The sequence below is a fragment of the Nocardia concava NBRC 100430 genome (genome assembly GCF_000308815.1).
In the GTDB taxonomy this organism is placed as follows: Bacteria; Actinomycetota; Actinomycetes; order Mycobacteriales; family Mycobacteriaceae; genus Nocardia; species Nocardia concava.
Window position 1 is genome coordinate 149,413 of record NZ_BAFX01000075.1, and the last position, 16,465, is coordinate 165,877.

Annotated in this window: 21 protein-coding genes; 12 read left to right on the forward strand and 9 right to left on the reverse strand. The window is 66.8% G+C overall.

From position 1 onward, the window contains the following. Positions 1 to 14: 14 nt before the first annotated feature. The 3 genes from ON43_RS16545 to ON43_RS16555 all read left to right on the forward strand — a co-directional run bounded on the left by ON43_RS16545 (position 15) and on the right by ON43_RS16555 (position 2,678). Complete coding sequence (locus tag ON43_RS16545) at positions 15 to 1,157, forward strand: serine hydrolase domain-containing protein (protein WP_040808362.1); 1,143 nt, start codon at positions 15 to 17, stop codon at positions 1,155 to 1,157. 74 nt (positions 1,158 to 1,231) lie between these two features. Beyond that, positions 1,232 to 2,164 (forward strand): endonuclease domain-containing protein, encoded by a 933-nt coding sequence (locus ON43_RS16550; protein ID WP_157514067.1) that lies wholly within the window; start codon positions 1,232 to 1,234, stop codon positions 2,162 to 2,164. Positions 2,165 to 2,225: 61 nt separating this feature from the next. After that, a complete protein-coding gene (locus tag ON43_RS16555) occupies positions 2,226 to 2,678 on the forward strand; it encodes an SRPBCC domain-containing protein (protein ID WP_040808363.1) in 453 nt (150 codons plus the stop codon). Positions 2,679 to 2,681: 3 nt separating this feature from the next. On the opposite strand, the gene ON43_RS16560 is transcribed toward ON43_RS16555, so the two are convergent. From ON43_RS16560 to ON43_RS16585, 6 genes are all read right to left on the reverse strand, one after another. Further along, positions 2,682 to 2,906, reverse strand: coding sequence for a hypothetical protein (locus ON43_RS16560; protein ID WP_051178518.1), 225 nt, complete (start codon positions 2,904 to 2,906; stop codon positions 2,682 to 2,684). 35 nt (positions 2,907 to 2,941) lie between these two features. After that, complete coding sequence (locus ON43_RS16565; RefSeq protein WP_040808364.1) at positions 2,942 to 3,742, reverse strand: HNH endonuclease family protein; 801 nt, start codon at positions 3,740 to 3,742, stop codon at positions 2,942 to 2,944. 207 nt (positions 3,743 to 3,949) lie between these two features. Beyond that, positions 3,950 to 4,447, reverse strand: coding sequence for a sensor domain-containing protein (locus ON43_RS16570; protein ID WP_051178519.1), 498 nt, complete (start codon positions 4,445 to 4,447; stop codon positions 3,950 to 3,952). A 155-nt stretch (positions 4,448 to 4,602) separates the two neighbouring features. Then, positions 4,603 to 5,724, reverse strand: coding sequence for an NAD(P)H-dependent flavin oxidoreductase (locus ON43_RS16575; protein WP_040808365.1), 1,122 nt, complete (start codon positions 5,722 to 5,724; stop codon positions 4,603 to 4,605). A 140-nt stretch (positions 5,725 to 5,864) separates the two neighbouring features. Continuing rightward, positions 5,865 to 6,272, reverse strand: a complete 408-nt coding sequence (locus tag ON43_RS16580) for an NUDIX hydrolase (protein ID WP_040808366.1) — start codon at positions 6,270 to 6,272, stop codon at positions 5,865 to 5,867. Positions 6,273 to 6,292: 20 nt separating this feature from the next. Then, on the reverse strand, positions 6,293 to 6,670 hold the full coding sequence (locus tag ON43_RS16585) for an ArsR/SmtB family transcription factor (protein WP_051178520.1): 378 nt from the start codon (positions 6,668 to 6,670) through the stop codon (positions 6,293 to 6,295). A 146-nt stretch (positions 6,671 to 6,816) separates the two neighbouring features. On the opposite strand from ON43_RS16585, the gene ON43_RS16590 reads away from it, so the two are divergent. Then, the gene (locus tag ON43_RS16590; protein WP_051178521.1) at positions 6,817 to 8,028 is read left to right on the forward strand and encodes an MFS transporter; all 1,212 of its coding nucleotides are present in this window, start codon (positions 6,817 to 6,819) and stop codon (positions 8,026 to 8,028) included. Between the two features lie 90 nt (positions 8,029 to 8,118). Continuing rightward, positions 8,119 to 8,646 (forward strand): NUDIX hydrolase, encoded by a 528-nt coding sequence (locus ON43_RS16595; RefSeq protein WP_040808367.1) that lies wholly within the window; start codon positions 8,119 to 8,121, stop codon positions 8,644 to 8,646. On the opposite strand, the gene ON43_RS16600 is transcribed toward ON43_RS16595, so the two are convergent. Continuing rightward, positions 8,615 to 9,208, reverse strand: a complete 594-nt coding sequence (locus ON43_RS16600) for a TetR/AcrR family transcriptional regulator (RefSeq protein WP_040808638.1) — start codon at positions 9,206 to 9,208, stop codon at positions 8,615 to 8,617. The genes ON43_RS16595 and ON43_RS16600 overlap by 32 nt on opposite strands. Positions 9,209 to 9,247: 39 nt before the next feature. Here ON43_RS16600 and ON43_RS16605 point away from each other — a divergent pair, with 39 nt between their 5' ends. Further along, a complete protein-coding gene (locus tag ON43_RS16605) occupies positions 9,248 to 10,492 on the forward strand; it encodes a KasA/KasB family beta-ketoacyl-ACP synthase (RefSeq protein WP_040808368.1) in 1,245 nt (414 codons plus the stop codon). A gap of 25 nt (positions 10,493 to 10,517) precedes the next feature. On the opposite strand, the gene ON43_RS16610 is transcribed toward ON43_RS16605, so the two are convergent. Beyond that, positions 10,518 to 10,880: a hypothetical protein gene (locus ON43_RS16610; protein ID WP_051178522.1), complete on the reverse strand. Its 363-nt coding sequence runs from the start codon at positions 10,878 to 10,880 to the stop codon at positions 10,518 to 10,520. A gap of 50 nt (positions 10,881 to 10,930) precedes the next feature. Beyond that, positions 10,931 to 11,212: a ribbon-helix-helix domain-containing protein gene (locus ON43_RS16615; protein ID WP_157514068.1), complete on the reverse strand. Its 282-nt coding sequence runs from the start codon at positions 11,210 to 11,212 to the stop codon at positions 10,931 to 10,933. Between the two features lie 213 nt (positions 11,213 to 11,425). Between ON43_RS16615 and ON43_RS16620 the strand changes: the two genes are divergently transcribed. The 6 genes from ON43_RS16620 (at position 11,426) to ON43_RS16645 (ending at position 16,416) form a co-directional block, all read left to right on the forward strand. Beyond that, the gene (locus ON43_RS16620; RefSeq protein ID WP_040808371.1) at positions 11,426 to 13,087 is read left to right on the forward strand and encodes a bifunctional S-methyl-5-thioribose-1-phosphate isomerase/methylthioribulose 1-phosphate dehydratase; all 1,662 of its coding nucleotides are present in this window, start codon (positions 11,426 to 11,428) and stop codon (positions 13,085 to 13,087) included. 22 nt (positions 13,088 to 13,109) lie between these two features. Further along, positions 13,110 to 13,688 carry a 1,2-dihydroxy-3-keto-5-methylthiopentene dioxygenase gene (locus ON43_RS16625; protein WP_040808372.1) on the forward strand — a complete coding sequence of 193 codons (579 nt, stop codon included), beginning with the start codon at positions 13,110 to 13,112 and terminating at the stop codon, positions 13,686 to 13,688. Beyond that, entirely contained in the window at positions 13,685 to 14,368 is a 684-nt protein-coding gene (gene mtnC / locus ON43_RS16630; protein ID WP_040808373.1) for an acireductone synthase, read from the forward strand. The genes ON43_RS16625 and mtnC overlap by 4 nt, the downstream gene beginning before the upstream one ends. 120 nt (positions 14,369 to 14,488) lie before the next feature. After that, positions 14,489 to 15,061 carry a PadR family transcriptional regulator gene (locus tag ON43_RS16635; protein WP_051178523.1) on the forward strand — a complete coding sequence of 191 codons (573 nt, stop codon included), beginning with the start codon at positions 14,489 to 14,491 and terminating at the stop codon, positions 15,059 to 15,061. A 1-nt stretch (position 15,062) separates the two neighbouring features. After that, positions 15,063 to 16,025: a glycoside hydrolase family 5 protein gene (locus tag ON43_RS16640; RefSeq protein ID WP_051178524.1), complete on the forward strand. Its 963-nt coding sequence runs from the start codon at positions 15,063 to 15,065 to the stop codon at positions 16,023 to 16,025. A 34-nt stretch (positions 16,026 to 16,059) separates the two neighbouring features. Then, entirely contained in the window at positions 16,060 to 16,416 is a 357-nt protein-coding gene (locus ON43_RS16645) for an immunity 51 family protein (protein WP_040808374.1), read from the forward strand. The last annotated feature ends 49 nt before the right edge of the window (positions 16,417 to 16,465 follow it).

The window sequence follows — 16,465 nt, forward strand, 5'->3', positions numbered from 1 at the left end:
CCTACGGTCGGAGTATGCGAATCGGGCTGATGGTGACAGCGCTGCTGACGGTCGGCGCGGCAGGCTGCGGGACGGTGAGCACCACGACCCCGCAGCCGGTGTCCACCACCCCGATGGCGGTGTCGCCCAAACGAGTCGACCGAATCCGCACCGATATCGACAAGCTGGTGAGCGACGGAACCACCGGCGTGATCGCCACGCTCACCGAGAACGGCCAGACGGTAACCCTCACCGCCGGGGTCGCCGATCGCGCCACCAAGGCCCCCATCCCCATGGCCCCGCCGCAGCAGGTGCGGATCGGCAGCGTCTCCAAAACCTTTGCGGCGGCACTTATTCTGCAGCTGGTATCAGAGGGCAAGCTGCGCCTGGACGAGCCCGTCGACACCTACCTCCCGGGCCTGCTGAACGGCAACGGCGTCGACGGCCGCCAGATCACCGTGCGACAGCTTCTCCAACACCGCAGCGGACTACCCGAACTCGCCGACGATCCCGAACTCGACGAGGTCCGCGCGGCCACCGAGGGCCGCACCTTCACCCCGACCCAGGAGATCGCCATCGCGCTGCGCAAACCCGCGCAGTTCGCGCCGGGGGAGCGATTCCAGTACACCAACACCAACTTCATCGTCGCGGGCATGCTAATCGAAAAGTTGACCGGCAGAACCTATTCCGACGAACTAACCGGCCGCATCACCACCCCGCTCCAACTCACCGACACCTACCTCCCCGCCCCCGGCGAGACCGGCATCCGCGGCCCCCACCCCGAGGGCTACACCCTCGTCGCCGGCATCCCCACCGACGTCACCCGCTCCGAACCGTCGGTGGCCTGGACCGCGGGCGGCCTGATCTCCACCGGCAACGACCTCAACCACTTCTTCCTGGCCCTGCTCTCCGGAACCATCGTCCCCGACCCCCAACTGCGCGAAATGCTGACAACCCTGCCCCGCTCCTCCGACAACCCCATCGAATACGGCCTGGGCATCGGCGGCGCCCAACTCTCCTGCGGCGCCCACTATTTCGGCCACGTAGGCGAGGTCTCCGGCTACCTCACCATTACCGGCGCCACCCGAGAAGGCCGCGCCGCCACCATCGCCCTAACCGATTCCCCCGAAAGAGACCCCGACATCCTCACCCTCCTCACCCACGCCCTCTGCCCGTAGCCCGGCGAGTATCAGGGGGGTGCGAAGTTCAAAAGGACGGGGTGCTCCCAGCGGTCACCGCACAAAATGCCCGCATGAAATTCGGGATGCCGATCCGTGGGAGCTCGGCAATGCGGGCGGGAACCGTCAGCCAATACGAGCTGAGGAGGTCGTATCGGCGCGTGTACCCGGACGTTTATGTACCCAAGGACGTGGAGATGGATTTCCGAGTGCGGACGCTGGCCGCCGCTTGCTGGGGTGGAAGTGGCGCTGTGCTGGCCGGGTTCTCAGCGCTGGCCTTACTAGGGGTGGGTTGGTTCGCGGAGGAACCGGCCGAGCTGGTCGCGGACGGTCTCACACGAGCACCGAGGGGAATCCTTGTCAGGCAGTACGACCTGCTGCCGCACGAGATCGTGAGCATAGGCACGGTGTTGGCGACATCGGCCGAGCGGACCGGCTACGACCTCGGACGGCGGCTACCGCTCGGAAACGCTGTCGAGGTACTGGATTCGCTGTGCCACGTCACAAGGTTGGAGCCTGCGCGGATTCTGGACGTATGTACGGACCACCCGGGTGCGCGCGGGATCGCTCGACTTCGCGCGTTGATCGAGTACGTCGATGCAGGGGCGGAATCGCCGCAGGAGTCGAAGGCGCGGCTCCTCTTGATGGCGGCCGGGTTTCCACGCCCCGTGACTCAGATTCCGGTCTTCGACGACAACGGCAGGTTCGTCGCGCGCCTGGATATGGGATGGCCCGAATGGAAAGTGGCGGTCGAATATGACGGCAGCCAGCACTGGACCGACAGACGCCAATACGCGCACGACATAGACCGCCACGCCGACCTCCGATCCCTCGGCTGGACAATCATCCGCGCCACAGCCCCCCACCTCCACACCCACTCGCCCCTCTTCCTCACCCGAGTAGCCACAGCCCTCCGCGAAGCCGGAGCCCCCGTCCCCGCTGAGAATGCACTGGCGTACACAAACATCGAGAAACTGTGTCCACCAGTGCATTCTCAGCGGCGTTAGGGGGCGGCTCGGGGGATGGGGTCGGGGGGCGGGGTGGAACTTGTTTCAGTATGGTTCTCGCATGGCCTTTGTCATCGACAGAACCGTGGAGATCGACGCGCCCGCCGAGCTGGTTTGGCAGGTGCTCACCGACGTGGAGAAGTACGGGGAGTGGAATCCCTTCTGCCTGGAGTGCAGGACCAGCCTCGAGCCGGGGGCGCCGATCGATATGAAGGTGCGGCTGGTGGGGCCGAAGCCTAAGCAGCAGCGGGAGTTCATTCATTCCGTCACGCCGGGTGAGGAATTCAGTTACCGGATGAAGCCCGCGCCGCTGGGGCTGCTCAGCAGCGAGCGGTCGCATGTCCTGACCTCGCTGGCGGACGGGCGCACCCGCTACCTGTCGCACTTCCAGCTCAATGGGCCGCTGGCTCCGGTGGTCTCCGGCTTGCTCGGCAAGGCGCTGACCACCGGGTTCGAGGGCATGACCAACGCCGTGAAGACGCGGGCCGAAGCCTTGAAGGCCGTGCGCGACTAGCGTTCACGCCTCGAACGGGGCCGTGTTTCCGAAGGAGTCGCGGCTACCGCTCTCGTTCTCGATTGCGGTGGCCAGATCCTCCACGCTCGACCAGCTGCGCGGTTCCTCGTCCTCCAGATTGCCGATGGTGTACCAGGTGGCGGTGCCGCGGTAGCGCACCAGCCCGTGGCCCGAATAGTCCAGCGTCACATCGAGATCCCCGGAAACCGTTCCCTCTTCCCGGGTCATGACGGCTGCGTGGCTTTGGATTTCGACGATGGCGACTATGTGAACTCTCCCTTGCTGACGCAGTCCTGCACCGCGGACTGCAGTGCGGTCTGTTCCTTGGCATCGACGTTCAATCCGTACTTTACTTTCACCTGGATGTAGTGCCCGATATAGGCGCACCGGAAAGTTCCGGGCGGGATATAGCTGGACGGATCCTGATCGCCCTTGGAACGGTTGGCGGTGGGATCGGAAATCACCAGGTTCAGCGCGTCATTGGCGATATGGCGGCGGGTGTCGTCGTCGAATTTCGCGGCGCCCGAACGCCACGCTTCGGCGAGCGCCACGATGTGGTCGATGTCGAGGCCGGAGGAGTCGGTGGTCCACTTGTAGGGCTTGAGGCCGTTGGTCTTCTTGTCCGGGACGCCGTACTGGTCGCGCCAGCCGCCGTCCTTGCCGAGGGTGAATTTGCAGCTGCTCGGATCCAGCTTCACCGGCCCGGTGGCGTCGCGCAGCAGCACGACCTCCCGGGTGGTGCACTTGCTGTATTGGGCGAAGGCGTCGCCGAATCCGTGCTCGGGCTTCTCGGTGTCCCAGTGCGGGAATCGCTCACGCGAGTAGCCGGTCATCGCTAGCTCATCGGCCACTTTGAGTTTTCCCAGGAGACTGGTGATCTCCTTGGCCGATCCGACCGGCTGACCGCCGCGATCGGGGATGGGTGGACCGCTGGAGTCGGGTTTGTCGTTGCCGCCGTGCTTTTCGAGGACGGCGACCAGGACGGCGATCGCGACCACGACCAAAAGCGACACCACCGCTTGCAGCAAGCGGCGCAGGGCTGGGGAAGGCTTCTTGTGCAACATATCCCGCAAACCTTGGCAATCAGCGACCCGAAACGGCAAGTCGCACGTGTGTTTCGGAGACCGGTGTCACACCGCGCTCCACGCTCGCGCGCCCGGAACCGGACTCGCGGCATACTCGCCGCAATTCCATGGTCCGTTGCGCCAAGATCGAAAACAATGGTGGTGCAGGGATTTCCGCGCGGTTGTCGGCGCGTTGACCGTGTCGCGCTAGATCTGATGCAACCAGGCTATGAAGAACACCGCGCCGCCGGCGAGCAGCAGAACGGCCAGCGGCAGCGACCACCAGGGGCCGGTGCGGGCCAGCAACCGTTGAGCGAGCGCCTGTTCGAGCTTTCCGAAACCGGCGATGAGCAGAATCCACAACGGGAACGGCAGCGCGCCCCCGACGAAGTGCACCGCCCAGGCGCCCGCCAATGTCGGCCCGCCCCAGGAGTGCTCGTAATCGTGCGCGGCGATCAGCGGATAGAAGATGCCCCGCAGTGCGGCCATGATCATCAGGAAGGCGGCGAACCAGGCCAGCAAGGCCATGGCGAAGGCCAGTATCGAATGCAGGACGGTCCGCCACGGACCGGGATCGCGTAGCTCGAACGGCGACCGAAACACCCGGCGCACCACTCGCGCCCGAACCCCGATGGGCGCGAAGGCAACCGAGATCGAGAGCAGCGCGTAGTACGCGGCCCGCAGGACCCGCTCGACCTTCCCCATACCGACACACTAACGCTGGTCGGTCGTCCGAACAGGTAGCCGGGCGATTCCGGATACGCGTCGGCGCGCCGGGCAGCCCCTACCCGACGCGCCGAATTGCGCTGAGATCCAGGCGGTGTCACCGCCCGCTGAGCAGACGGCGTCACCGCCCCGGATCAGGCGTTGTTGAGCTTGTTCAGCCGCTCGCAGGACTCCAGGTACTCGGTGATGAGCCGCTGCACCACGTCGGCGGAACGCTCCATCTTGTTCATCATGCCGACGACCTGGCCGACCGGGTTGAAGTTCACGTCCTTGGCCTGCTCCGGGTAGCGGTGGCCGCGCTTGACGCCATCGAGGGCGACCATCATCTGCAGCGGCATGCCCAGCGGCTTCGGGTTCTCCGGCGCTTCCCAGGCCTCGGTCCAGTCGTTCTTGAGCATGCGGCACGGCTTGCCGGTCCACGAGCGCGAGCGCACGGTGTCGGAGCTGGTGGCGTCGATGTAGGTCTGCATCTGCGCGGGCGGCACATTGGCCTCCTCGACGGTCAGCCACAGCGAACCGGTCCACGCACCCGCGGCACCCATCGCGAGCGCGGCCGCGACCTGACGGCCATTGCCGATACCACCCGCGGCGAGCGCGGGCATATCGCCGATGGCGTCGATGACCTGCGGCCACAGCACCATCGAAGCGATCTCACCGCAGTGGCCGCCACCCTCGGTGCCCTGCATGACCACGAAGTCCAGCCCGGCGTTCTTGTGGTTGAGCGCGTGCTTGACCGAACCGCACAGCGCGCCGATCAGGCGGCCGGAGTCCTGGATCTGCTTGATCACGTCATCGGGCGGGGTGCCCAGTGCGTTCGCGACCAGCTTGGCCTTGGGGTGCTTGAGGATGACCTCGATCTGCGGGGCGACCGTGGTGGCGGTCCAGCCCAGCAGCTGGTTGTGCTTCTCCTCCGGCGGCAGGTGCGGCACGCCGTGGTCGTTGAGGATCTTCTCCGCGAAGTCGCGGTGACCCTGCGGAACCAGCTTGGCCAGTTGGGCTTCCAGCTCCTGCGGACTCAGGCCTTCGACACCCTTGCCCTCGTACTTGGACGGGATGACCAGGTCGACGCCGTAGACACCCTGTACGTGCTCGTCGAGCCACTGCAGCTCCACCTCGAGCTGCTCGGCGGTGAAACCGACCGCGCCGAGCACACCCAGACCGCCCGCATTGCTGACCGCGGCGGCCACGTCGCGGCAGTGGGTGAAGGCGAAGATAGGCACGTCGATGCCGAGGCGATCACAGATCTCGGTACGCATTGGTGGTGGGCTCCTCTGAACTTTCCGGCACTGGAAACGTTGTGCCCACAACACTAGAACATGTTCTACATTGTGACCAGACTGTGTATGATTACCGGCGAGTACAGGTTGCGTACATGTTCCAGTTTTCGCAGCGTTGATCAGCGCGCGAGCAGGCCGTCGGCCGCGAGATCGTCGAACAGCAACTGGTCCACGGGTGGCACGTGCGGCCGGTCAGCGAAGGTGAACCAGGCGATCTCCTCGATCTCACTACTGACCGCGAGGGTGCCGGAGTATTCGGCGGTGTAGCAGGCCATACGGACGACGGCGTCGGGCATCAGGGCCTCGTAGGTGCCGACGTGGGCGACCGTTTCCGGCGTGATCTCGACCGTCAACTCCTCGCGGATCTCGCGAACGAGGGTCTGCAGGTCGGTCTCGGCGCCCTCGCGTTTGCCGCCCGGGATATAGAAGACATCCTTGCCGCGCGGCCTGGCGCACAAGATCTTTCCGTCTTCGATCCGCACCCAGGCCACCGTGTCGATCAGCCGCTGCTCCCGCTCCGTCTGCATTCGCGCAGCTTAGCGGGCGGTCAGTCTGCGGGTTGCCAGGCGGCGACGAGGGCGAGTAGGCCCGGGAAGCGTGCTTCGAGGTCGTCGATGCGGACTTGGCTACGGCGCTCCAAGCCGTACTGGCGCTGACGTGTGACACCCGCCTCGCGCAGGGCCTTGAAGTGGTGCGTCAGTGAGGATTTCGGGCGGTCGATGCCGAACCAGCCGCAGGAGTGGTCGTAGTCCTCGGATTCGAGCAGCAGTTTCTGGACGATGGACAGCCGCAGCGGGTCACTGAGGGCGCCCATGACGACCTCGAGGCGCAGATCCTCTGTCGCGGGCTCGGGTAGCGGATCTGGTACGACCGCCGGTTCGGGCGGGAGGGAGAAGGTTTGCGCGGGGTGCACTTTGGTCGGCATCGGCGAGCTCCTCCACGGTCGGCGCTTGTACGAGTTTGATCGTACAGCATGCTATGTTCGACTTCATTCGTACTAGTTCGAGTTTGTTCGAACTATGAGTGGAGGTGCTGGAAGTGGTTGCGACACAATCCCGTCCGACGTCAGCGGTGGAATCGACCAGTCCCGAATCGCCGCGTGCGCTCGCGCCCAGGTGGTGGATCTGGCTCGCCGCTTGGCCGGTGACGGCGGTCTTCGTGCTCTCGAACGCGGCGACGCCGCTCTACGTGCTGTGGCAGCGCGAATTCGGATTCACCAAGGGGACGATGACCGTGGTGTTCGCGTTCTACATCGTCGGGTTACTCGGGTCCCTGCTGGTGTCGGGAGTGGCCTCGGACCGCCTGGGCCGCAAGGCGGTCCTGCTTCCCGCGTTGGTGCTCGCCGCGATCGCCTGTCTGATCTTTGCGACCGCACCGAATGTCATCGCCTTGATGATCGCCCGTCTACTGACCGGAATCCCGGTCGGCGCGGCGGTCTCGGCGGGCATGGCCGCCGTCACCGATGTCGCGGGTCCCGACCGCAAGCATCTCGGCGCCCTTTTCGCCTCCACCGCGATGGTGTTGGGTGCAGGGGTCGGCCCACTGCTGTCGGGAGTCTTGTCCGAGGCCGTCCCCGCGCCCACGGTGACCGTCTTCCTCGTGGAGATCGCGCTGCTGGCAACGGCTTTCGTCACCGTCCTGCGCATGCCGCTCGTCCGCCCGACTCATCGCGGCACCGGGTCGTGGATCCGAATCCCGGGCGTCCCCGCCGCGAATGTCCGTCAACTCCTGCTGGGCGTAGCCGTCTTCGCTCCCGGCATCACCGCGACCTCGTTCGTCCTCTCCCTCGGCCCGGCCCTGCTCTCCGGCCTCCTCGGCACCACCAGCCGAATCATCGCCGGCGCCATGGCCTTCGCCATGTTCTCCACCGCCACCGCCGTCCAATTCGCCGCCCGCTCCCTGCCGCGCCCCGCGACCATGCTCACCTCCGCCGCCGCGACCGCCTCGGGCATGCTGGCCCTCATAATCGCGGTCCAACTCCAGTCGTCGATCGCCCTGATCGCATCGGCCCTACTCGCCGGGGCGGGCCAAGGCTTGGGCCAACTCGGCGGCCTCTCCCTACTGAGCGACGCGATCCCCACCACCCGCCTCGCAGAAGCCAACGCGGCCTTCAACATCGGCGGCTACATCCCCGCAGGCCTACTCCCGGTCAGCGCCGGCTACCTGAGCGATGCCATCGGCCTCCCCACAGGCACAACAACCTTCGCCCTCACCCTCCTAACCCTGTCCACCATCGCCACCCTGGCAATCCGCCGCAATCACCCCACAAAAGCCCCCGCCTAGCCCGTGAGAATGCACTGGTGGACAAGTCTTCTCGACGTTTGTGTCCACCAGTGCATTCTCATCGATCCGAGGGGGCGGTAGCGTCGGGGGATGACGCTTGCGGATCGGTTTCCAGTGCTCTATGCGCCGGCTCGGTGGGAGTGGGGTGGGCTCGATGTTCAGTTTTCTACCGAGCTTCCGCCTGATGAGTTGGTTACGAACATTCACGTTGTTTGCTTCGTTGGTGAGCGCGTCGTCCTGTGTCGCGATGATCGTGACGTCTGGATCCTGCCGGGCGGCACCCGCGAGGCAGGAGAATCGATCGAATCTTGCGTCATCCGGGAGCTCGCCGAGGAAGCCGGTGCCGAATTGGCCGGCCCCATCCATCAATTCGGCGCGCATTACGCCACTACCGACCACCCCACGCCCTACCGGCCCTGGCAACCCCACCCGAACAAGGCCTGGCTCTGGTGTACCGCCGACGTCACCCTGACGACCGCACCCACCAATCCCGATGACGCCGAGACCATCCTCGAGGTCGCGGCCTTTCCTCTTTCCGAGGCCATCCGCCGAGCAGCCACTGACGGCCCCCACCTCCCAGACCTCCTCACCCTCGCCGCCTCCCTACACCCCCGTTGAGGGGCGGAATGGCTTGGGACACCAGGAGATCCACGGCGCGCTGGACTCGGGTGGTGTCGCCGGTGATCCACCAGTCCTGGAGGAGGCCGCGCATGCCGGAGATGAGGAGGGTGGCGGAGGCTTCGGGGTGGGGGAGGGTGGGGTCGATTCGGGCGAGGGAGGCCGTCATTGCGGTAACCAGGACCTCGATGGCGTCCGTGGCATAGGACTTGAAGGGGCTGTTGGGAACGGTTGCGGCACCGAGGACCTGGAGTAGGACCGGAAGACTGCTTGCGGCTTCGCCTGCGGTGTTGAGGGCGAAGGAGGCGGAGAGGCGGTCTCGGAGGACTTCGGCGGAGTCGATGTCGGAGAAGAGGGCGGGGATGTCGGGGCGTTGGGTTTCCAAGGCGGCGACCAGCATTGCCTCTTTCGTGCCGAAGTAGTGGATCAGCATTCGGGAGCTGGTGCCCAGGTAGTCCGCTAGCGGGCGGAGGGAGAGTTCGGCCAGGCCATATGTGGCTATGTAGGCGATGACGCCCTCGAGGAGTTGGGCGCGGCGGGCGTGGTCGAGTGGGCGGGGCACAAGTTGACTGTAGCGGGTGCTACAGGTATCCATGTCGGCATGACTGTAACAACTGGTACAGAAACTCGGCGGGGTGTCGTCGTGACCGCGATGGCGGCTACCACCTGCCTGGGCGCGGATCTCGAGTCGACCTGGTCGCGGCTGCTCGCGGGTGATAGCGGAATCGGCACGCTCACAGATGATTTCGTCGCCGCGAATGATCTTCCTGTGCGGATCGGCGGGCGGCTGGTACAGCACCCAGGGGAGCAGTTGACCCGGATCGAACAGCGGCGGATGTCGTTCGTGCAGCAGTTGGCATTGGTGCTGGCGCGCCGCGTCTGGCAGGAGGCGGGGACGCCCGCGGTCGAGGCGGAACGGCTCGCGGTGGCCGTCGGCACCGGGCTGGGCGGTGGTGAGGCGCTGGTCAATGCCGTGGACCTGATGAAGACAGGCGGCTATCGGAAGGTTCCGCCGATGACGGTGCCGATGGTCATGCCCAACGGGTCCGCCGCCACGGTCGGACTGGAGATCGGGGCGAAAGGCGGTGTGTACGCACCGGTTTCCGCGTGCGCGTCAGGCGCCGAGGCGATTGCGCACGGCTGGCGGCTCATCACGACCGGCGAGGCGGACGTGGTGGTCGCCGGTGGCGTCGAGGGCCACATCGATGCGGTGCCGATCGCAAGTTTCGCCATGATGCGCGCCATGAGCACCCGCAATGACGAACCCGAGCGCGCCTCACGGCCTTTCGACAAGGATCGGGACGGGTTCGTCTTCGGCGAGGCGGGCGCGCTGCTGGTCCTCGAATCCGAGGAACATGCGCGGGCGCGGGGTGCCAGCATTCTCGGCCGGGTCCTCGGCGCGGGCATCACCTCCGACGGCTACCACATCACTGGCACCGCTCCCGACGGCGACGGCGCGGCCCGCGCGATGCGCAAGGCCCTCGCGACCGCGGGATTGACCGGCCCGGATATCGACCACATCAACGCCCACGCCACCGGCACGCAGGTCGGCGATGCCTCCGAGGCCAAGGCGATCATGGCGGTCACACCGAAAGCCTCGGTGTACGCGCCCAAGTCAGCCCTCGGCCATTCCATCGGCGCGGTCGGCGCACTGGAGGCCATGCTCACATTGCGGACGCTCAACGAGCAGATCGTCCCGCCCACTTTGAATTTCGAGACCCCGGACCCCGATACCGACCTCGACGTCGTCGCCGACAAGCCGCGCTATCAGGATCTGCGCTACGCGCTGAGCAATTCGTTCGGCTTCGGCGGGCACAACGTCACCCTCGCACTCGGCCGAGCCTGAGCGAAACCAGTTGCGCCCGAGCCGATCAGGGCAGTTTGTCGGTCTGAACCCGCGGGTCCAGCTTGCGCAGGGTGTCCGGCCGGTCGGTGAGGCAGGGCCAATCCCGGCTCACCGCTTCCAGAGTGGCGTGCCCGGCGGGAATCAGGGCATCCGCGTCCGGCCGATCGGCCAATGTGTCGCCGAGGTGATCGCTGGCGGGGCGGTCCAGAGGCTGGATGACCGTATTCGGCAGATCCAGCAGCACCGAGAGGATGTCCAGGCGGCCCGGCGGAATCAGTGCGCGGGCCGCGGCCAAGGCGGTGGCAGGGACGATGATCGTGTGGCCGGCATCCGCGGTGGCCCACACGACCGATTGCACATAGGCGACGCGATGGGCCCAGGCGGTCAACGCCGCAGTATCGAAGACAACGCCCCCGAGCGTCGGGGCAGCGGCGGGGGTCATGCCGCGCCGCGGTCGCCGGAGGCCTCCTCCTCATCCGATAAGGGGGGCAAGCCTTGAACGGCGCGGGCGCGGTTGATCAGGTCCAGCGGCGGGCGGCCGCCGAGCGCGTTCTCGAGTCTCGCCAGGGATTCGGCGCGGTCGACGCGGGCCTTCACGGATTCGGCGACGAAACTCGAGATCGAGGCAATGCGGCCGGAGTTGCGCCAGTCGTCGAGGGTGGCGGCTATGTCCTCCGGCATCGTCACGGTGATCTTCCGGGTGCGACGCTGTCGAGCCATACCGCGAGAGTAATCCGGTATGTGCGCCGGACGCGAGCTGACAACGCCGAGCGCCGCATTACCGTCCTCGCGCGCATTCCGGGCGGAAACCGCGCATTCGGATTGCATTGATCCGAAACCTGCCGGTCAGGCGTCGATCCGGGTTCGATACGGTGGAGTGTGCCCGCGGCCGTGGGCGCTGCCGCAATCACACAGTCAAGAGGACATAACTAGATGGATCAGAGTTCGATCGCGTGGGCCGACGGTGTGCTCGTCACCATCGACCAGCGGGCGCTGCCGCACGAGGTGCGGGAGCTTCGGATCACGACGGTCGACGAGGTCATCGATGCCATCAAAACCCTGGCCGTGCGGGGCGCACCCGCGATCGGCGTGTGCGGCGCGTTCGGTGTGGTGATCGCGGCGCTGGCCGCCTCGGCCGATGGCGTGGTCGATGCCGCGCGGGTCGAAGCCGAGGCCGCGCGCATCGCCGATGCCCGGCCGACCGCGGTGAATCTCGCGTGGGGTGTGCAGCGCACGCTCGCCAAGCTGTCCGAGGGCGTGCAGGCCATGCTCGACGAGGCGCTGGAAATGCTGGCCGAGGACGGGCGTGTGAATCTGGCCGCCGCCACCGAGGCCGCGGATCTGATTCAGAAGCTGTGCGGCGATCGACCGCTGCGGCTGCTCACGCACTGCAATACCGGTCGGCTCGCGACCACCGCGTGGGGGACCGCCATCGGCGCGCTGCGAGTGCTGCACCAGCGCGACGCGCTCGCCGAGGTGATCGTGGACGAGACCCGCCCGCTGCTGCAGGGCGCACGGCTGACCGCGTGGGAGATGGCCGAAGCCGGTATCCCGCATCGGCTCACCATCGATTCCGCCGCCGCGTGGGCCATGGCTACCGAGCAGGTTGACGCCGTGGTCGTCGGCGCGGATCGGATCACCGCCGACGGAGCCGTGGCCAACAAGATCGGCACCTACATGCTGGCGATCGCGGCCAAGCATCACGGGATTCCGTTCATCGTGGTCGCGCCGGAATCGACGCGCGATATCTCGACCGCGCGCGGCTCCGACATCGTGGTGGAGCAGCGCGCGGCCGCCGAGGTGACCGGATTCGGCGGCGTCGCAACGGCTCCCGAAGGGACCAAGACGTTCAACCCGGCCTTCGATGTCACCCCGGCCGAGCTGGTCACCGCGGTGGTGACCGAGTTCGGCGTGCTCGCCGACCCGAGTGCCGCCCGGACTTCCGCCGCCTCGACTGACACGGCGCGCACGATTGCAGCGGGCGCCGAAATCGCGAATATCGCCCGCGGCCTGTACGCCAGCGGCTGGATGCCGGGCACGGCGGGCAATATCTCTGTCCGCCAGGGCGATACGGCCGTCATCACCGCCAGCGGCCTGTCGAAGGGCGAGCTCACCGCCACCGACATGGTGACCGTCGCGGTCGTCGACTCCAAGCCGGTCGACGCCTCCGGCCGCAAGCCATCCGCCGAGACCACCATCCACACCGCCGTCTACCGCACCCGCGGCGCCGACGCGGTCGTCCACGTGCATCCGCCGCACGCCACCGCCGTGTCGATCAAGACCGCCGGATCCGGCGTCACCACAACCCGTTTCGCGGGCTACGAGCTGATCAAGGGCCTGGGTTCGGCCCGCCCGGATGTCATCGACATCCCGGTCTTCCCGAATCACGCCGATGTCCCGCAGATCGGCGTGGACATCGAGAAGTATCTGACCGAGCATCCGGATGCCCCGCCCGTGCTGTTCATCGCCGGGCACGGCATCACCGCCTGGGGCGCGACCCTCGCGCAGGCACGCGATCGAGCCGAGTGCCTTGAGGCCATGTGCGAGCTGACCAATTTGACCGGTCACCGTGAGATCCCGGTGGGCCAGAATTAGTTCCGGAGAAAGGAACCCTGCTATGACTTTGCTGCAGATCATGTCCGATAAGGACTCGAGTGACGTCATCCTGCGCACCTCCGACGACGCGGTGATCGCCGCCGAGCTCGGCAAGCGCGGCATCACCTTCGAGCGCTGGCCGCTGCTGGAGGGCTTCAGCGCCGCTACCACCACCGAGGAACTGCTGGCCGAATACCAGTCGCGCATCGACGAATTGAACGCCGACGGCCGCTACAAGTTCATCGACGTGGCCCGCATCCACCCCGACGACGCCGACCCGGAATGGCCCGCCAAGGCCGTCGCCGCGCGCACCAAATTCCTCGACGAGCACCGCCACGCCGAGGACGAGGTCCGCTTCTTCGCCGCCGGTGCGGGTTGCTTCTACCTGCACCTGGGCGATGAGGTCCTCGCGACCGTCTGCACCGCGGGCGATCTCGTGTCCGTCCCCGCGGGCACCCTGCACTGGTTCGACATGGGCACCCGCCCCGAGTTCGTGGCCGTGCGCTTCTTCGAGGAAGAGGACGGCTGGATCGGCGATTTCACCGGTGACAAGATCTCCGGCGGCTTCCCGACCCTCGACGAACTGCTGGCCCCGGCATGATCAAGGTGGTCGTGCTCGATATCGAGGGCACCACCAGCCCGACCAGTTCGGTGCGGGAGGAGCTCTACGGCTACACCCGCGACCGGCTCCCGAGCTGGCTGGCCGAAAACGAGGGCGGCGCGGCCGATCCCATTCTGGAGGCCACCCGCGCCCAGGCCCAGCGCCCGGACGCGAATGCCGCCGAGGTCGCGCAGATCCTCATCAACTGGCTGAACACCGATGTGAAGTCCGAGCCGCTGAAGGCCGCCCAGGGCATCATCTGCGCCGAGGGCTTCCGCAATGGCTCGCTGCACGGCGAGTTCTTCCCCGACGTGCCCCCGGTGCTGCGCGCCTGGCGCGACGCCGGACTCGAGCTCTACATCTACTCCTCGGGTTCGGTGCGCAACCAGAAGGATTGGTTCGCCTTCGCCCGCGGCGGCGACCTCTCCCCGCTCATCAGCGGCCACTTCGACCTGTCCACGGCGGGCCCGAAGCGCGAAGCCTCCTCCTACGAGAAGATCGCCGGCGCCATCGGCGTTCCGACGGAACAGATTCTCTTCCTCTCGGATCATCCGGACGAAGTCGACGCCGCCGTGGCGGCGGGCTGGCAGGCCATCGGCGTGACCCGCCCGGGTGAGCCCAACAGCCCCCGCGGCGACCACCGCTGGATCAGCGACTTCGCCGACGTCGAGCTCAACTGACCGTTCCCGCAAGCATTTCCGCAGCGCCCCGCCGAATCCTGGATTCGGCGGGGCGCTGCGCTTTCCCACGCCCGGAGTTATAGTCGAATTCGACTAGACGATTTCGACCAATGGGGTGGTATGGCGCCACGGTTGTTGCGGACTCCGGTGACTCTGGCCGTGCTCGGACTGCTGGCGGAGAAACCGCGCCACGGCTATGAGATGCGAGCCGTCATGCGCGAGCGCGGTCATGACGCGGTGCTCAAACTCAAGAACGCCTCGATGTACGACGCGCTGCCACGCCTGGCCGCGGCGGGACTCATCGAGGCGGGAGCCGCTGCGCGCGAAGGGAACCGGCCCGAGCGCACCGTCTATCGGATCACCGCCGCGGGCCTGCACACCCTGGCCGAGTGGCTGCGCGAACTCCTGAGCGACCCGGTACACGATCACGCCGCCTTCACCACCGCCCTGCTGTTCATGTTCGCGCTGCCCGAGGCGGAGGTCATCGACCTGGTGACGCGGCGCGCCCAGCGGATCGACGCGCAGATCGACGCCGTCGACGCGGCGGTGGCCGCCGCCGGGGACGTCCCGCCGATCTTCCTCACCGACCAGACCTACGGGCAGACGCTGCGGCGCGCCGAGCGCGATTGGCTGGTCAATTTCGCGGACGACCTGCGAACGGGTCGTTTGGTTTGGCCGAAAGGAATTGAGTGACATGGCTATCGAAGACACCAACCGGCTGCTGGCGCGGACCATCAACCTCGGGCTCGATCTGGGGGCGGATATCGAGCAGGGATGGACGCTACCGGTGGGGGAGCAGGAACTCGATCTGTGCCGGGACGCCGGATTCACGGCGGTGCGACTCGGGGTGTGCTGGGCCGCGCACACCGGAACCGATTTCCGGATCGAGGGCTCGGTGCTCGATCGCGTCACGACCCTGGCGGAGCAGGCCACCGACCGCGGGCTCGCGTTAGTGCTCACCAACTTTCTGGATCCGGAGCTGATGGCGGATCCGCCCAAGCATCTGGATCGGCTGCTATCGATCACGGATCAAGTCGCGACCCGGTTCGCCGATCACCCCGAGTCAATCCTGCTCGAGCCCTTGGCCGAACCGCGTGATGCGCTCGACGCAGTCTGGAACGACTACATCGCGCGCATCTTGGCGGCGCAGCGCGCGGTCGACCCGAACCGAGCGGTCGTCCTGGGCCCTGGGGCGTACAACAACGCCCGCACCCTGCCCCAGCTCGAATTGCCGGCCGCCGACCGCAATCTCATCGTCACCGTGCACCAGTACTGGCCCATCACCTTCACCATGCAGGGCGAAGAATGGCTCGGCACCACACCGTTCGGCGACCCGAAGTCCTGGCTCGGCAACACCTGGGACGGCACAGCAGCGCAGCGGGCCGAGCTGACCGCGGGATTCGACGGGATCGCCGCCTGGGCCGCCGCGGCGGACCGTCCGATCTTCCTGGGCGAATTCGGAACCTCGGTGCACGCCGACAACGCATCCCGGGCCCGCTGGACCGCGTTCAATCGCCTGCTCGCCGAGGAACGCGGATTCTCCTGGGGCGCATGGTCGTTCGGCCCGAGCTTCGCCCTGTACGACATGGCCTCCGGAGGTTGGAACAAGGCACTGCTCGAAGCGCTGACCGGTGATGCGCGGGCGGTCCTGGCCTGAGCGTTTGTCGGTCTCAGCGGTTACTGTCGCGGATGTGACCGATCGAGAGACCTTCGCACCGCTGGTGTTCTTCGAGTACGACCACAAGCCGGGCCATTACTGCCTGATGCTCTCCGACAACAACATGCTCAGCACCGAACCGGTCTTCGCCGAATTCGGTTACGACGGGGGCGGTTACGGCTGGGCCGGGGTGGCCCGCTCGGCGGTGGCGACGCAGGAGGCCGGGCTGGCCGAACGAATCAACTTCGACCCCGAGGCCGGAATGTTCGTCGCCTACGGCGAGGACGCCGAGGCCCTCCGCCGACTCGGCACCTTGCTGCAGACAGCTCTCCAGGATCCGTCCGCCCTGCGCAAACTGATCGCAGCCGGCGACCCCGAATGGTTCGACTGACCGAGTCCACGAAACCGAGAATCGCGTCCACCCGGAGTTCGGGTGGACG

Excerpts from the sequence above, each read along its gene's own strand:
- ON43_RS16560 (WP_051178518.1), bottom strand. The coding sequence starts at position 2,906 with ATGACCCGGGAAGAGGGAACGGTTTCCGGGGATCTCGATGTGACGCTG.
- ON43_RS16635 (WP_051178523.1), top strand. The coding sequence starts at position 14,489 with ATGGCGCCACGGTTGTTGCGGACTCCGGTGACTCTGGCCGTGCTCGGA.
- mtnC (WP_040808373.1), top strand. The coding sequence starts at position 13,685 with ATGATCAAGGTGGTCGTGCTCGATATCGAGGGCACCACCAGCCCGACC.
- ON43_RS16575 (WP_040808365.1), bottom strand. The coding sequence starts at position 5,724 with ATGCGTACCGAGATCTGTGATCGCCTCGGCATCGACGTGCCTATCTTC.
- ON43_RS16555 (WP_040808363.1), top strand. The coding sequence starts at position 2,226 with ATGGCCTTTGTCATCGACAGAACCGTGGAGATCGACGCGCCCGCCGAG.
- ON43_RS16605 (WP_040808368.1), top strand. The coding sequence starts at position 9,248 with ATGACTGTAACAACTGGTACAGAAACTCGGCGGGGTGTCGTCGTGACC.
- ON43_RS16550 (WP_157514067.1), top strand. The coding sequence starts at position 1,232 with ATGAAATTCGGGATGCCGATCCGTGGGAGCTCGGCAATGCGGGCGGGA.
- ON43_RS16565 (WP_040808364.1), bottom strand. The coding sequence starts at position 3,742 with ATGTTGCACAAGAAGCCTTCCCCAGCCCTGCGCCGCTTGCTGCAAGCG.
- ON43_RS16585 (WP_051178520.1), bottom strand. The coding sequence starts at position 6,670 with ATGCCGACCAAAGTGCACCCCGCGCAAACCTTCTCCCTCCCGCCCGAA.
- ON43_RS16625 (WP_040808372.1), top strand. The coding sequence starts at position 13,110 with ATGACTTTGCTGCAGATCATGTCCGATAAGGACTCGAGTGACGTCATC.
- ON43_RS16620 (WP_040808371.1), top strand. The coding sequence starts at position 11,426 with ATGGATCAGAGTTCGATCGCGTGGGCCGACGGTGTGCTCGTCACCATC.
- ON43_RS16595 (WP_040808367.1), top strand. The coding sequence starts at position 8,119 with ATGACGCTTGCGGATCGGTTTCCAGTGCTCTATGCGCCGGCTCGGTGG.
- ON43_RS16580 (WP_040808366.1), bottom strand. The coding sequence starts at position 6,272 with ATGCAGACGGAGCGGGAGCAGCGGCTGATCGACACGGTGGCCTGGGTG.
- ON43_RS16615 (WP_157514068.1), bottom strand. The coding sequence starts at position 11,212 with ATGGCTCGACAGCGTCGCACCCGGAAGATCACCGTGACGATGCCGGAG.
- ON43_RS16640 (WP_051178524.1), top strand. The coding sequence starts at position 15,063 with ATGGCTATCGAAGACACCAACCGGCTGCTGGCGCGGACCATCAACCTC.
- ON43_RS16545 (WP_040808362.1), top strand. The coding sequence starts at position 15 with ATGCGAATCGGGCTGATGGTGACAGCGCTGCTGACGGTCGGCGCGGCA.
- ON43_RS16570 (WP_051178519.1), bottom strand. The coding sequence starts at position 4,447 with ATGGGGAAGGTCGAGCGGGTCCTGCGGGCCGCGTACTACGCGCTGCTC.